Source organism: Gillisella vitis, from assembly GCF_001541345.2.
GTDB lineage: Bacteria > Pseudomonadota > Alphaproteobacteria > Rhizobiales > Rhizobiaceae > Allorhizobium > Allorhizobium vitis.
This window is the reverse complement of record NZ_LMVL02000006.1, coordinates 232051-245873: the sequence shown is the minus strand read 5'-3', so window position 1 is coordinate 245873 and position 13823 is coordinate 232051. Positions and strand designations below refer to the sequence as shown.

9 protein-coding genes and 3 pseudogenes are annotated in these 13823 nt (G+C 56.0%); 7 read left to right on the top strand and 5 right to left on the bottom strand.

The window, feature by feature from the left end:
- Nucleotides 1-6: 6 nt before the first annotated feature.
- Nucleotides 7-948 carry an ABC transporter permease gene (locus ASB66_RS20565; RefSeq protein ID WP_114386897.1) on the top strand — a complete coding sequence of 314 codons (942 nt, stop codon included), beginning with the start codon at nucleotides 7-9 and terminating at the stop codon, nucleotides 946-948.
- A gap of 9 nt (nucleotides 949-957) precedes the next feature.
- Complete coding sequence (locus tag ASB66_RS20560) at nucleotides 958-1746, top strand: TatD family hydrolase (RefSeq protein WP_060717963.1); 789 nt, start codon at nucleotides 958-960, stop codon at nucleotides 1744-1746.
- Between the two features lie 754 nt (nucleotides 1747-2500).
- Here ASB66_RS20560 and ASB66_RS20550 read toward each other — a convergent pair.
- A pseudogene (locus ASB66_RS20550) lies at nucleotides 2501-4979 on the bottom strand (Tn3 family transposase).
- 372 nt (nucleotides 4980-5351) lie between these two features.
- On the bottom strand, nucleotides 5352-6398 hold the full coding sequence (locus ASB66_RS20545) for a substrate-binding domain-containing protein (protein ID WP_060717978.1): 1047 nt from the start codon (nucleotides 6396-6398) through the stop codon (nucleotides 5352-5354).
- Between the two features lie 370 nt (nucleotides 6399-6768).
- Here ASB66_RS20545 and ASB66_RS20540 point away from each other — a divergent pair, with 370 nt between their 5' ends.
- Genes ASB66_RS20540 through ASB66_RS20525 form a run of 4 tightly spaced genes read left to right on the top strand, consistent with a single transcriptional unit; the run spans nucleotide 6769 to nucleotide 11660 of the window.
- On the top strand, nucleotides 6769-8250 hold the full coding sequence (locus tag ASB66_RS20540) for a sugar ABC transporter ATP-binding protein (RefSeq protein ID WP_060717962.1): 1482 nt from the start codon (nucleotides 6769-6771) through the stop codon (nucleotides 8248-8250).
- Complete coding sequence (locus ASB66_RS20535; protein ID WP_060717961.1) at nucleotides 8250-9296, top strand: ABC transporter permease; 1047 nt, start codon at nucleotides 8250-8252, stop codon at nucleotides 9294-9296. The genes ASB66_RS20540 and ASB66_RS20535 overlap by 1 nt, the downstream gene beginning before the upstream one ends.
- A 32-nt stretch (nucleotides 9297-9328) precedes the next feature.
- Nucleotides 9329-10372 carry a substrate-binding domain-containing protein gene (locus ASB66_RS20530; protein ID WP_060717960.1) on the top strand — a complete coding sequence of 348 codons (1044 nt, stop codon included), beginning with the start codon at nucleotides 9329-9331 and terminating at the stop codon, nucleotides 10370-10372.
- A 34-nt stretch (nucleotides 10373-10406) separates the two neighbouring features.
- Entirely contained in the window at nucleotides 10407-11660 is a 1254-nt protein-coding gene (locus tag ASB66_RS20525) for an LVIVD repeat-containing protein (RefSeq protein ID WP_060717959.1), read from the top strand.
- Between the two features lie 65 nt (nucleotides 11661-11725).
- Here ASB66_RS20525 and ASB66_RS20520 read toward each other — a convergent pair.
- The 3 genes and pseudogenes from ASB66_RS20520 to ASB66_RS26310 all read right to left on the bottom strand — a co-directional run.
- A pseudogene (locus ASB66_RS20520) lies at nucleotides 11726-12115 on the bottom strand (aldo/keto reductase); the annotation flags it as partial.
- Nucleotides 12114-12452: pseudogene (locus ASB66_RS20515) on the bottom strand (5,10-methylene tetrahydromethanopterin reductase); the annotation flags it as partial. The pseudogenes ASB66_RS20515 and ASB66_RS20520, both read right to left, overlap by 2 nt.
- 213 nt (nucleotides 12453-12665) lie before the next feature.
- Nucleotides 12666-12815, bottom strand: a complete 150-nt coding sequence (locus ASB66_RS26310) for a hypothetical protein (RefSeq protein WP_156545262.1) — start codon at nucleotides 12813-12815, stop codon at nucleotides 12666-12668.
- On the opposite strand from ASB66_RS26310, the gene ASB66_RS20510 reads away from it, so the two are divergent.
- Complete coding sequence (locus ASB66_RS20510) at nucleotides 12814-13809, top strand: MsnO8 family LLM class oxidoreductase (RefSeq protein WP_060717957.1); 996 nt, start codon at nucleotides 12814-12816, stop codon at nucleotides 13807-13809. The two genes, ASB66_RS26310 and ASB66_RS20510, sit on opposite strands and share 2 nt — an antisense overlap.
- Nucleotides 13810-13823 lie beyond the last annotated feature (14 nt).

Here is a 13823-nt window from a genome sequence, read left to right as displayed (position 1 = left end):
AACGTCATGTCATTCCTCTCCGATCCTGTTACCCAAGGTTATCTTGAAGCCAGCATGCGGCTTGCCATGCCAATCATGCTCGCAGCACTTGGCGGGATCTTCGCCGAGCGATCCGGTGTCCTCAACATCGCGCTTGAAGGGATGATGCTGGCCGGCAGCTTCACCGGATTCGTTGCCGCCTACACAACCGGCAACCTGTGGCTTGGCGTCGTTGCCGGAATGCTGGCAGGAACAGCCGTCAGCGTGATCTTGACGCTCTATGCGGTCTTGATTGGAAGCAATCAGGTCGTGGTCGGCGTTGCCATCAATCTGCTGATTGTCGGGGCGACGAGTTTCCTTTACCGGTCCGTCTTCGGCGTGGGCGCGGCGACGCCGCGCGTTTCATCTTTTGCACCCGTCGATCTTGCATGGCTGTCAAACCTGCCGTTGGTCGGGCCGCTGCTGTTTCATCAGGCCCCGATCGTCTATGTCGGGCTGATCCTCGTGCCGGTGGTCTGGATCGTAATGACGAAGACTGCGTTCGGCTGGCAGGTCACCGCCGCAGGTGAACACCCGGAGGCGCTGGAGACACTTGGCATTTCGGTAACCCGAACCCGCTTTATCTGCCTGTTGATTTCAGGCCTGCTGGCGGGGCTGGGTGGTGCCTTCCTGTCCTTGAGTGCGACGGGTATCTTCATCGACAACATGACATCGGGACGCGGCTATATCGCGCTTGCCATTCTGGTGCTTGGCCGCCGACATCCGCTCGGGGTCCTGCTGGCCGCCATGCTGTTCGGCGCAGCAGACGCGCTGCAACTTCGTGGCCAGACACTCGGCATTGCATTGCCCTACCAAGCATTCCTGACACTTCCCTATATCCTGACCATTCTTGTCCTCGTCCTGTTTGCAGGCAAGGCCCGTAATCCAGCGGCACTCGGCATTCCGTTCCGCCGCACATCAAGCGAGTAAAGGTTCCCAATGATAGTTGACAGCCACTGCCACCTCGACTTCGATGACTTCAATGCCGACCGCGATGCGGTCATGGCACGCGCAAGACAGGCCGGAATCGGCGTTCTCCTGACGATCGGCATCCGGGTTCGGCAATTCGAACGGGTTCTAGCGATCGCCGAGCGTTACCCTCATGTCTACTGTAGCGTCGGCACCCTCCCCCATTTTTCCGATGAAGAGCGCGACGTCACGGCGGCCGAGTTGGTCAACCTGGCACGTCACCCCAAGGTCGTCGGCATTGGGGAGGCGGGGCTCGACAGGTTTTATGGCAACGCATCCTGGGATGCCCAGATTGAGGTGTTCCAGGCTCATATCGAGGCCTCCAGACAGACTCAACTACCGCTGATTATCCACTCGGTCCGCGAGGATGAGGCCATGGCCGACATGCTCATCCGCGAGACGAAAAAAGGTACTTTTCCAATCGTCATGCATTGCTTTTCCGGCGGCCCGGCGCTGGCCGAAACCGCACTTTCGCTTGGTGCCTATGTGTCGTTCTCCGGGCTTCTAACCTATCCGGAAAACGCTGCCCTGCGTGACATCGCAGCAACCATTCCGGACGATAAACTCCTGGTCGAGACCGACGCGCCTTCGCAGGTTCCAGTTCCCTTGCTGGAGGAACGAAACGAGCCGGCCTTCATTCTCAAGACAATTGATGTCCTCGCGATTGCCAGAAACACCCGCCCGGAAATTGTCATGCGCCAAACAGCCAGTAATTTCTTTTCCGCGTTCGCGAAAGTATCTCAGAGGTTGATTATGTAGAGTCCTGCGACGACCCCAGCTGGACACAGTAAAATTAACGGGCTGCGGACGAAAGTACTGCCCTCCGCTCTCGCTTATGCGGCCTGCGGGCATGCGACCTCATTCCACATTTGCATGGCTTCGGTTCTCTGTTCGCGATAGTGGTCGGATGGGATCTCGTGGCGGGGTGATGTCACGTTGCTAGTGGCTTAACGGTTGATAGCTAAGCCGGCGCGATGAACCTGAACTGATGGGGTGGATGCCCCTTCCGGCCGGCATCGGAGTATGATGCCTGCTTCGCGCCATGGTGGCGCTTACGGAGGGAATGCAGATGACACAGGTGCATATCCTTGCAATCGACCTCGCGAAGCGCAGCTTCCAAGTCTGTGGAACGGATCGCGGCGGGGCGTGTGTGGATGCCCCCGGTTTGGCAAGAAGATTTTTTGACGGTAGTCCGCGAAACGAGGAATTCTATCGGTCGTGTGTCAGGCCTCTTGATGTGGCCTGATTAGCCACGGGCCGGGATGCAGTTCGAAGAACAGGGACCACATCGGTTCATAGAGCTTTGCGCTCGAGCGCCGGGACTGGTTTACCCCATTCTGAACATTGAAGTCCTTTCCGCATCGTTCCGTCAGTCGATTTTCCCACCGAGGCTTTTGGCCCCAGGCATCACCGCTTTACCTTCCTAGAAAGGCAACGGACTACGCCATCCTGTAATTGGGGTCAGAACAAGAGCAGTGCAAAATCGTACGCTAAGGGCGAACGGAATGAGAACTTATGCGACCCGCCGCAGCCCAGCTGGAAGGCGGAGCGGTCGAAATCCGTTGGGCATCTGATGTTCGGCATCCCAGGTGTAGATGCCGGTAAGGTTGATATGTTCCCAACTCAGCGGCGAGATGTGCTTCAACAGAGTATCAGGAATGTCTCGTCCCGCTCGTTTCAGCTGTGTGACCGCGCGATTAAGATAGACCGTATTCCAGTGCACGATTGCACTAACGACGAGATTGAGCCCTGAAGCGCGGAATGCCTGGCTCTCGAACGACCGATCACGGATCTCGCCTCGCTCGTGGAAAAAGACAGCGCGCTTCAGCTTATGGGCGGCCTCGCCTTTGTTGAGACCGGCTTGGCATCTCCGCCGTAGTGCCGGGCTTGAGTACCATTCGATCATGAAGAGCGAACGCTCAATCCGACCGAGTTCGCGGAGCGCCTTCGCGAGATGGCTTTGCTTCGGAGACGCAGAAAGCTTCTTCAGGATTGTAGACGGCACCACGGACCGCGTCGTAATCGACGCTGCAAGATGGAGCAGATCGTCCCAATGATCGAGGATCAGACTGGTATTTATCGGCGCGCCGATGTGGTTCGACAGCGCCGGATATGCACCGCTCTTTTCTAGCGTGTGGAACTTCCGGTCTTTGAGGTTGCGCAGTCGCGGTGAGAACCGCTTTCCGATCAAGGCGAAGAGCCCGAAGATATGATCACTCGCGCCGCCTGTGTCAGTAAAGTGTTCATGGATGTCGAGGACAGTGTCCTGATCGAATAGCCCATCGAGCACATAGGCCGCCTCGCTCTCGGTGGGACTGATGGGCAAAATGCTGAAGTAGCCGTATTGATCTGATAGATGGCTATAGAATTTCGATCCGGGCTCGCTATCGTAATGCAAATTGATGTCGCCGCGCTTTGCAGCACGGTCGCTCGTACGGAAGAATTGGCCATCGGACGACGACGTTGTGCCATTGGCCCAAAGGCGCGAATGCGGATGCTGGGTGTGGGCATCGGTGATGCACGCTTGAGCCGTGCGGTATGTCTCCGATCGGGCGTGGAATGTGCGCATCCACCCAATCTGGTGAGCGCTAATCCCCTTGGAGGCGCCCGCCATTCGTTTGGGGCCAAGGTTCGTAGCATCGGCCAATACACCAGCCAGCATGGCAGAAACATTTTTTGGGACGTCGCCGGTGCGAACATGCGTGAATAAATCTGCAAAGCCAGTCCATTCATGCACTTCCCTTAATAGGTCGGGAACCTCGACCAACGGATACATATCGCTGATCTCGGCATTCAGTGCCTCGGCGGCCACAGGGATTTCGCTGGCAGTTGGTGTGATGATCAATGTTCCGGCCTCAAGACGAACTCCTTCGAGCTTTCCGGATCGACTCGAGCTCAGGCTTCATCCGAAGCAGTCGATCCCAGCCGACTCTTTGGTCGAGAACATCCATTGCATTCCGACCATTGTTGTTGGCGGACTGCAGGGCGGTGATCGTATCCAGAAACATGCGCAGCGCTTTGGCGGTGTTCGCTCTGCAGTCCATCTGCCGCTGCTTCTTTCGGTTGTTGGCTTGCGAGAACAACTTACCCATCAGCTTGATGAACATCGTCACCGCTTCGTCCGTGAGCTTCTGGCAAAGCTTGATGACTTGAGCCACAATCAGAGCCTGGCGACGGCTGGCATTGAAGTCGTTGGCAAGCCAGGCCGGGGTTGCGTTACCCTCCCGGATCATCTGGTCCCACCGTCCTGCTGATATGCGCGCCTGTAACGTCGGATCAATCTCCAGCCGCCGCAGAAAGGCTATCCGCTCTGTCAGCCCGACCAGATTCGACGCACCTGGCGCTTCTGGCGCCGAGCGTAGCCAATGGAAGCGCGTCTGGCCGATCGACGGGTCCACTTCTAACAGCCGGTCCAATGATCGGAGCGCATTGAGCGGAATGTCTTTAATCAGAGTTGTCTCTGCCCGACGGCGAGCTATCGCACGGCCGGCAAGGCCAATCCGTTCGATCGTGTCGATCGCCGGTAGAAGAGCGCCGCGTTCACGAAACGCGGCGACAATCGAACTGACTATCGCAGCACCGTCGTCGGACGTCGCCGCCGCCTGAATTGCAGACAATAGCGCGGCGCGGCGATCTTGCAGCGTCGCGCTTCTCGTATCCAGATACATCATTAGCCGTGCTGTGTGATCCCGACGGGTTTCTTCACGGCGTGCATAGAGCGAAAATGCTTCCGGGGCGGCGCCGATCTGATCAGCAACATATTTAAGCATGGCGCGTGGCGGAATTTCTTCTGCCCCCAGCACTCGACCCGGGTATCGCATCAGACATAGCTGAATGGCAAAGCCAAGCCGGTTGTGATTGCGTCTGCGCAGTTCGATCTCTAGGCGATCGGCCCGTGACAATGAGTAGTGTCGGAATAAGCTGTCCTCGTCGACAGGGATATCGACAAGCTTTCGGCGATCTTGATCTTTGAGAAGCTTGCGCTTTGCCATAGCCCGACTCCATTCATAACCAATCTGCGCTTAGCGTTGTCGAGTCGGGCCGGACAGAGAAATCAAAACCAGCGAATATCGATGGCAATCCACAGAGATCGAACGTCCAAAATTCGAACTACGGCATTGTTCATGCTTCGTTCGGCCTTAGTGTACGATTTCGGACTGCTCTTGTTCTGACCCCGTTAAGCGCACAAATTTGCGAGAGGGCCTTATCGAGCATATCGATGACATTCTTGCCGATATTCAACGTGGTCTCGATGCGGCATCTTCTGGCATCCAGAAGAGCAAGGCTGCCTAATGGAGAAAAACGGAAGCACCGCGAGGTGCTTCCGTTGCGGTCTGCGCAGAGCCTGCTTGGGAGCAAATCGCTCAAAAAGCAGCAGACGGAATCCAGCTTGCAGTGACAGCGGAACTTGTCGAAAAGCTTGGAATTTTCTTGGCCAAGTCTTCGATGGTCTTGACGTTGGCATCCCGCAATTGCTTTTGCGTCACCAGAACCGGATCGACAATAATCTGATGCGGCACGGTTTCGCCGGCAATCTGCAAGGCGGCAGCGCGGATGGAAACGGCACCCACAACTGCCGGATTGGTGGCAGCAGTTGCCACCCATGGGCTGCCATCCTCAACAATTTCCTGAATGTCAGCGGTGGAAATATCCGCCGAATAGATTTTCAGCTTGGCGCTGATGCCCAGATCGGCGGCAGCGAGTTTGACGCCACGGGCAAATTCATCATAGGGCGCAAACACCACGGAAATATCCGGGTTGGCACGAAAAACCGCTTTGGCCTGATCGGCGGTGGAGGTGGCTGTGGTGTCGCTGACCGTGCCGAAACGTGCTTTTTCAACAATGCCACTGTTGGCAGCTTTGACCTTGTCCCAGATTTCATTGCGGCGATCCAAGGGTGCAAAACCAGCCACATAGGCATATCCAGCATTGAAACTCTTGCCATTGTCCTTGATGGCCTGATCCAGCGTCAGTTCGGCCAGTTTGTGGTCGGATTGTTCCACCTGCGGGATTTTCGGATTGTTCAGGTTCACATCGAAAGCCACGACCTTGATGCCCTTGTCGAGCGCTTGCTGCACCACATCGCTGAGCGATTCCGTCAGGCCGTGGTCAATGACAATGCCTTTCACGCCGAGATTAATCGCCTGCAAAATCTGTTCGCGCTGCTCGGCAGCATCCTGACGACCGGGGAAAATCCGCAGATCAACCCCCAGCGCCTTGGCCTGCGCCTGTGCGCCCGCCTGATAGGCCTGAAAGAAATCGCCAGCCGAGATATAGCTGATCAGCGCCAGCTTGACGCCGCCTTGGTCAAATGGCGCAGGTGCACCGGCAATGCCAGCCGCAACAGCCGAGTGCGTTAAAACCAAAGGTGAAAGAGCGGTGAATGCCAGAAGGCGCAGGATCGATGTCATCGGGTTCTCCAAGTTGAACAAAGGCCACCAATCGGGCCACATGGGGATTATTATCAATAAAATCTACGGTATTTATAGATTTTTAAAACGTGAAATTCCGGTCAAGAATAGATTTCTTTGCCCTTTGAGCCGCATTCATCGGTTATTTTATCCGGCGAGTTTGGGACGACGGCTATTCCAGCAATCGTTGATAAATGCCAGTTTTGATCGCGCTATGCGACAGTATAATGGTCGGCACACCACAGCGGGTATGGTTCAATCCACCTGCTATGCAAATTTATTCTATATATTAAATGATGTTTGAAACTGCCATTCTTGCTGGCGGTCACCAAGGGTTTATCACCTGATCAACACAATTGGTGAGCCCGCAATGCCCCTTCTTGACGTTAAAGACATCTCCCGCTCCTTCGGCTCGACCAAGGCCTTGATCGACGCATCGCTGGTCATCGAGCCGGGCGAGATTGTTGCCCTGATGGGCGCAAACGGGGCCGGGAAATCTACGCTGGTGAAAATCCTCTCCGGCGTGCAATCGGCCGATTCCGGCAGTATTTTGCTAAAGAGCAAGCCTTTTGCCCCGCAAAGCCCGGCAGAAGCCGCCAAATTTGGCGTGGTGACAGTTCACCAGTCCACGGATGTGGTGGGTATTCCGGGCTTGAGCGTGGCAGATGCGCTTCTGCTCAATCACTATGTCGATGGCCGTCAGCCATTTTTTCTCTCATCCAAAAGCGTGCGGCGTGAGGCAGCGCGCGTTTTGCATGAGGCGGGTTTCGACCTGCCGCTGAATCGGGATTTTGCTGATCTGGGCGCAGCGGATCGGCAAATGGTGGCCATTGCCCGTGCACTTGCCAACAAGGCTGAATTGTTGATTTTGGATGAGCCAACGGCCAGCCTCTCGACGCAGGAAGCAGAGTGCCTCTATGCTATCCTGCTGGGTTTGAAAGCCCGTGGCATCGCAATTCTCTACATCTCGCATCGCACCGCCGATCTGGCTGCTCTTGCCGACCGCGTTGTTATTCTGCGAGGCGGGCGCAATGTCGGTGCCTTCAGCCGCCCGATTGATTTTGATGCAGCCCTTGAGACGATGATTAGCCGTTCATTAAACACGGCGCGACCTGATCATCGCACAGAATTTGGCAAAGCCGTGCTGGATTTGTGTGGCATTCAGCTGCTGGGCAGCAGCAAATCCTTTGATCTCACGGTGCGTGAGGGCGAAGTGGTGGCCATCACCGGCGTGCTGGGTGCGGGCAAAAGCAGGCTGTTATCTGCATTGTTTGGAGCGGGGCAATTTGCTGCGGGAGAAGCCACGCTGGATGGTAAGCCTTATGCCCCCAAAAGCCCGGCAGAGGCCATTGCCGCTGGTGTGGCGCTTGTGGCGGAAGATCGTCACCGTTCAGCCTTGATGCCTGCCGATTGGCCGGGCGAGAGCGTGGCGGCCACCATTAGCCTGCCGCATCTCAAGCGCTGGTATCCCTCTGGTTTTCTGCTGTCCGATGCAGAGACCGTGCATGCAAAAGCTGCCATTTCACGGCTCGGCATCAAGGCGTCGAGTCCAGACGCTTCCGTCTGGTCACTTTCGGGCGGCAATCAGCAAAAGACTGTGATTGCTCGCTGGGAAGTGGAGCAAAGCCGCTTGCTGTTGTTGGATGAGCCGTTTCAGGGCGTCGATGTCGGTGCCCGGCAAGACATTATCGCCACCATTCGCAGCCACGCGGATCGCGCAACCCTGATTGCTACTTCGGATTTTGAGGAAGCACAGGAAGTGGCCGACCGTATTTTGCTGATTGATCAACATACTCTGATTGAGCTGACGCCCACGGCTGCCTCAGCCAATCACCACAAGGAAATCGCCTGATGACGACGGTGAATGACATTCCCAAAGATACGCTGAAGCAAACGCATGATCGCCTAAGCGTGGCAAGCCTTGTGCGTGAAACCATCCGGCGCGGTGCTGTCTTCATTCTGCTGGCGGGGTTGGTTGTTATCTTCAGCCTTGCCCAGCCCGCCTTTATCAACATCAACAACCTGATGAGCATTTTGCAAGCGGTTGCTGTGGTGGCGATCATTGGAGCCGGGGTTACGGTGACGCTGGCAATTGGCGGTTTTGATCTCTCGGTGGGCGCGGTTGCCGCCTCCAGCGTCATGGCATCCAGCTATGCGATGATTGTGCTGGGCCTGAACGCCTATCAAACCGTGCCGCTGGTGCTCGCATTTGGCGCGTTGATCGGCTTTGCCAATGCTTTTCTGATCGTCAAGCTCAAAGTGCCGGATCTTCTGGCCACGCTGGCGATGATGTTTCTGCTCTCTGGTCTGCAATTGATCCCAACAGCTGGACGCTCCATTTCGGTCGGCCTCATTCTGCCCAATGGAACAACGGCAACCGGAAAATATGATCCTCTGTTTCTAACAATCGGTCGCTCCAGCCTGTTTGACCTCATCCCCTTCCCGGTCATTCTGCTGGCCATCGTGGCTGTGACGCTATTTGTTCTGACAGAGCGCACCCGTCTTGGCCGCTTGCTGTTTGCCACCGGCGGCAATGAAGTGGCAACCCGTCTGGCGGGGGCCAATACGGCAAAAATCAAGTCCTTTGCCTATGTGCTGTCCGGCACGTTGGCGGCATTTGGCGGCATTATTGTCGCAGCGCGCGTCGGGCGCGGCGATGTCTCTTCCGGCGCGTCACTTCTTATGGACTCGGTTGCTGCATCACTGATCGGCTTTGCCGTTCTGGGTCTTCGGCGTCCCAATGTACTGGGCACCATCATTGGAGCTGTCTTTGTCGGCATTTTGCTCAATGGTCTGACTATGCTCAACGCCCCCTATTACACCCAGGATTTCGTCAAGGGCTTTGTGCTGGTTGGCGCTCTTGCCCTCACCTATGGCGTCAGCCGCACCCGCACCTGAACATCCAAACACATCTCTTGAATGGAACCAACATGATCAAGACTCTTCGTACCCTTGGCGCAGTTCTTCTGGCCGGATCGATTTTTGCCACCCATGCCTCTGCCGCTGGCCTTGACGGCGCGCCCGCCCCGTTTGACAAGAAAACCGTGAACATCGCCGTTGTCAGCTATCTCGGCGGTGGTGATTGGCTGCAAGCCTTTGAAGCAGGCGTCAAGCGGCAGGCCGATGCACTGGGCATCAACCTCACCGTATCGCAGGCCCGCAATGACAATGATGCAGAACGCGCTTTGATCGAGCAGGCCATCAATCTGAAGGTCGATGGTATCATCATCAACAATGGCCGCCCGGAAGTGTTGCAGGATGTGGCGCAAAAGGCGCTGGATGCGGGTATCAAGGTGGTCGCCTATGATGTGAACCTCGACAATCCCAACATCCCGCAAATCGAGCAGAGCGATGCCGATATGGCCAAGCTGGTGCTGGATCAGGCCGTTAAGGATAAGGGCGATGGCTTTAACGGTGGTGCGATTTATGTGGCCGGTTTTGCCCCGCTGGATCGCCGCTATGCCGTGTGGAAGGACTATGTTGCCAAGCACAATCTGAAGGAAAAGGCTGTCTGGGGCGTGGTCAATGACACGGTTCCGGCCACCGTCGCCGACCAGACCAAGGCCGTGCTCCGCGCAAACCCCGATATTTCGGTGATTTTCACCCCATGGGATGAATTTGCCAAGGGCGCGAAATTGGCAATTGATGAGCTTGGCCTGTCCAGCAAAGTGAAAATCTATGGCGTCGATATTTCCACTGCCGATATTCAGTTGATGATTGAGCCGGACAGCGCTTGGGTGGCAACCGCTGCCACCAATGCTGCCGTGGTTGGCGAGGTTTCGGTGCGGGCGGTTTCGCTTGCGGTTGCTGGGCAAAACCCCGGTTATTCGGTGTTGCTCAAGCCCACGCTGATCACCCGCGATGATCTGGTCAACAACAAGATCGGCTCGATTGAGGAATTGCAGCAGAAATTCCCGGCCTTCTTGAAGAGCGATGCTGCCACGGCTGCGTGGATTCCATCAACCGTCAAGTAAGCGCCGCAAGTCGATTGAAAGTGAGAGAAGCCCAATGACCACCATAGACCTGCCAAAGCCAGACTTTGCCCGCAATATGAAACTGATCGGCCATAGCGATATTGGCGGACGTGGTGATGGACTGCAATTGATGGTGCATCACGGCTATGCCTATGTGGCGCATCCGTGGTCGCAGGGCTTCTCCATTATCGATGTGCGGGATCCGAAACATCCGAAAACCGTCAACTACGTGCAGGCCCCCGCCAACACATGGAACATCCATCTGCAAACCCACGGCGATCTGCTGTTGGTGATCAATGCGCTTGATCTGTTTGCCGATGTAGAGAGTTTCACCGATGAAAAGGCCTATTACACCCAATCCGTCGGCGAGACAGTCGCCGCCAGCAAACGCGAACGGGCATGGACGGCGGGCATGACCGTCTATGACATTTCTGCGCCCGCCGCCCCACGCAAGATCGGGCAATTGGATGTGGATGGCGTGGGTTTTCATCGGCTCTGGTATGTTGGCGGGCGGTATGCCTATGCATCGGCCCTGCTCGATGGTTTTTCCGATTATATTTTCGTGACCATCGACATGGCCGATCCCACCAAGCCGGAGCTGATTGGCCGCTGGTGGCTGCCGGGCATGAACACGGCAGCAGGCGAGAACCGCACTTGGGCCGATGGCAAGCGCTATGCCCTTCACCATGCACTGGTGCATGGCGACACCGCCTATGCCTGCTGGCGCGATGGTGGGCTGACACTTCTCGACATCAAGGACCATGCTGCGCCAAAACTGATCAAGCATCACAATTGGTCACCCCCCTATGGCGGCGGCACGCACTCTCCGCTTCCTCTGCCGGGGCGTGATCTGCTGGTTGTGGCCGATGAGGCGGTGCTGGACAATGAGGAAGATGGCCGCAAGCATACTTGGGTGTTTGATATCCGCGTGCCGGAAAATCCGGTCAGCATTTCCACCTTCCCGATTCCTGACGAGATCGATTACACCCAGAAAGGCGGCCATTTCGGCCCCCATAACCTGCATGAAAACCGACCGGGCTCGTTTGTGTCAGACACGTTGATTTTCGCCACCTGGCAAAATGCCGGCATTCGCGCTTTTGATATTTCCGATCCGTACCATCCGGTCGAAACCGGTGCTCTGGTGCCTGCCGCCCCAACCTCGATGACCGACCGTAGACCCGGTCGTCCGAAAGTCATCCAATCAGCGGATGTGTTTGTGGATGCCAGTGGCTTGATCTACGCCACCGATTACAATGCGGGGCTGGAGATTATTGAATACGGCGGCTGAGTTTCTTGCCGCCTGAAATGAAAAAACGGCCTGAACAGAAGTGTTCAGGCCGTTTTTGTTTGTCTTTACACCACTTGATCGTGTGAAGGCTTTTCCCAAAGGTTGATGCCACCTTCGACCGCATAGCGATCAATCTCCGCCAGCTCTTCGGCTGTGAAGGTAAGATTGTTGAGCGCATCGACATTTTCCTGAATCTGCCGGGCAGAACTGGCTCCAATCAGGGCCGATGTCACGCGAGGATCGCGCAAAACCCATGCAATCGCCAACTGCGCCAGCGATTGACCACGGCGAGCGGCAATCTCATTCAGGGCGCGGGCGCGAACAATGTTTTCTTCCTTCAAATGCTCTGGCCGCAGGAAATCGCTGCCGGGGCGGTTGACGCGGGCATCTTCTGGAATGCCGTTCAGGTATTTGTTGGTCAGCAAGCCTTGCGCCAGTGGCGTAAACGCAATGATAGGGATGCTCAAACGAGGTTGATGCAGTGATGCCAATACCCAGATGCTCAGTGGCCAAAGCGATGGGAGCCGCCAGTTGCAACGGATCGTTGACCGGAATTTGCGCCGCCTGCTGGATCGCGTGGAAATTGGAGCCTTTATAGACATCGTAATAGCCGATCACGTCAGCAATGAAGATGCCATCAAAAATCCCGCGCTCCAGAGTGCGCGCCAAATTCTGCCAATAATCCAGATCTTTGTATGTATAGGATCGGTCATCCGGATGCGCCCACAATCCAGGCGATTGGTGTCCGACGCAATTCATATCGAAGGCGTTGAAGTGAATTGTCCTGGTCATCGGCGCCGTCCTTTGCTGCAAACATGCCGAGGCAGCATCGCAGACATTGACGGTTATTGAAGTTAATCTATGTTTTTTATAGTTTATATGGAGGTAGTTTTTTCTCTCACCCACAAGCACCGTGAAAAATACGCTCCAACTGTCGCAAGCAACATAAGCTATCCAGCGAAGGCCTCTTCTGAGGGTTAACCACTCCCCATCAAAAGCATCCGCTCATTGCGACAGCGCCTCGCCTTTAGGCTGAATATTCCCCACTGCATTTTTCCCTCTTTGAGAGCAAAAATGGAAAATCATTTCTTCTAAAATATTAATTCTATCGATTTTATAGAGTTTAATAAATAATTGGAGCGGAAGACTTCCCATGACCTACTCCCTCAGCGTTCTTGATAAAAGCCCGGTAGAGCCAGACGCCATTGCCACCGACGCGCTGAAAACAACCGTTGCACTTGCCACCCGCGCCGAAGCGCTTGGCTATAAGCGCTTCTGGCTGGCGGAGCACCATAATATTCCCGCACTGGCCAGCTCCGCACCGGAAACGCTGATTGCCTATCTTCTGGCAAAAACCTCACATATCAGAATTGGCTCTGGCGGCGTCATGCTCCAGCATTACAGCCCCTATAAGGTGGCGGAAACATTCAATTTGCTGGCGTCTCTGGCTCCAGGGCGGGTTGATTTGGGTGTGGGCAAGGCCCCCGGCGGCTTTCCCCACGCCACCCGCGCCCTGCGCACCGGGCAGGCTGATGCGCCGCCGCGGGACTTTGAAAAGCAAATCGAAGACCTGAACCGTTACCTGCTCACCGACGCCGCTGCGGCCAATGAATTGCTGGCAACGCCGGTGCCAACCATTCCGGCAGAGCGCTTTTTGCTGGGGGCTAGCGCTGCCAGCGCCAAGCTTGCCGCCGCAAAGGGCTGGACGCTGGTTTTTGCAGGCCACCTCAATGGCGATCAGCAAAATCTTCAAGAGACCTTTGATGTTTACCGTCGCGAGACAGGCGGCAAGACCCCGATCCTCGCTTTGGCTGCTTTTGCGGCAGAGCAGGAAGACCTCGCCAAAAGCCGGGTGGCGGATATCAAGATTTTCAAGGTCATCCTCTCCAATGGCGTTAGCGTCAATGTTGGGAACCCGGAACAGGCCACTGAATTCGCCCGCCAGTCTGGTGTGGCCGATTACCGAATTGAGGAAAAGACCCCGCATGTGCTGGCAGGCACGGGAGAGCAGGTGCGCAAGGAACTCGACACACTCCATGCCGACCTTGGGGTTAGCGAATTTATCATCGACATCCCGGTGCCGCAGGCAGCGCTTCGGCTCAACGCCATTGAGCTGATTGCCGCCTCCCGCCTATCCCTCGCAGCCTGATTTTAGAGAAAGAT

Coding starts and splice junctions, on each gene's coding strand:
- ASB66_RS20565 (WP_114386897.1), top strand. CDS start 7: ATGTCATTCCTCTCCGATCCTGTTACCCAAGGTTATCTTGAAGCCAGC.
- ASB66_RS20560 (WP_060717963.1), top strand. CDS start 958: ATGATAGTTGACAGCCACTGCCACCTCGACTTCGATGACTTCAATGCC.
- ASB66_RS20545 (WP_060717978.1), bottom strand. CDS start 6,398: ATGACATCGATCCTGCGCCTTCTGGCATTCACCGCTCTTTCACCTTTG.
- ASB66_RS20540 (WP_060717962.1), top strand. CDS start 6,769: ATGCCCCTTCTTGACGTTAAAGACATCTCCCGCTCCTTCGGCTCGACC.
- ASB66_RS20535 (WP_060717961.1), top strand. CDS start 8,250: ATGACGACGGTGAATGACATTCCCAAAGATACGCTGAAGCAAACGCAT.
- ASB66_RS20530 (WP_060717960.1), top strand. CDS start 9,329: ATGATCAAGACTCTTCGTACCCTTGGCGCAGTTCTTCTGGCCGGATCG.
- ASB66_RS20525 (WP_060717959.1), top strand. CDS start 10,407: ATGACCACCATAGACCTGCCAAAGCCAGACTTTGCCCGCAATATGAAA.
- ASB66_RS20510 (WP_060717957.1), top strand. CDS start 12,814: ATGACCTACTCCCTCAGCGTTCTTGATAAAAGCCCGGTAGAGCCAGAC.
- ASB66_RS26310 (WP_156545262.1), bottom strand. CDS start 12,815: ATGGGAAGTCTTCCGCTCCAATTATTTATTAAACTCTATAAAATCGAT.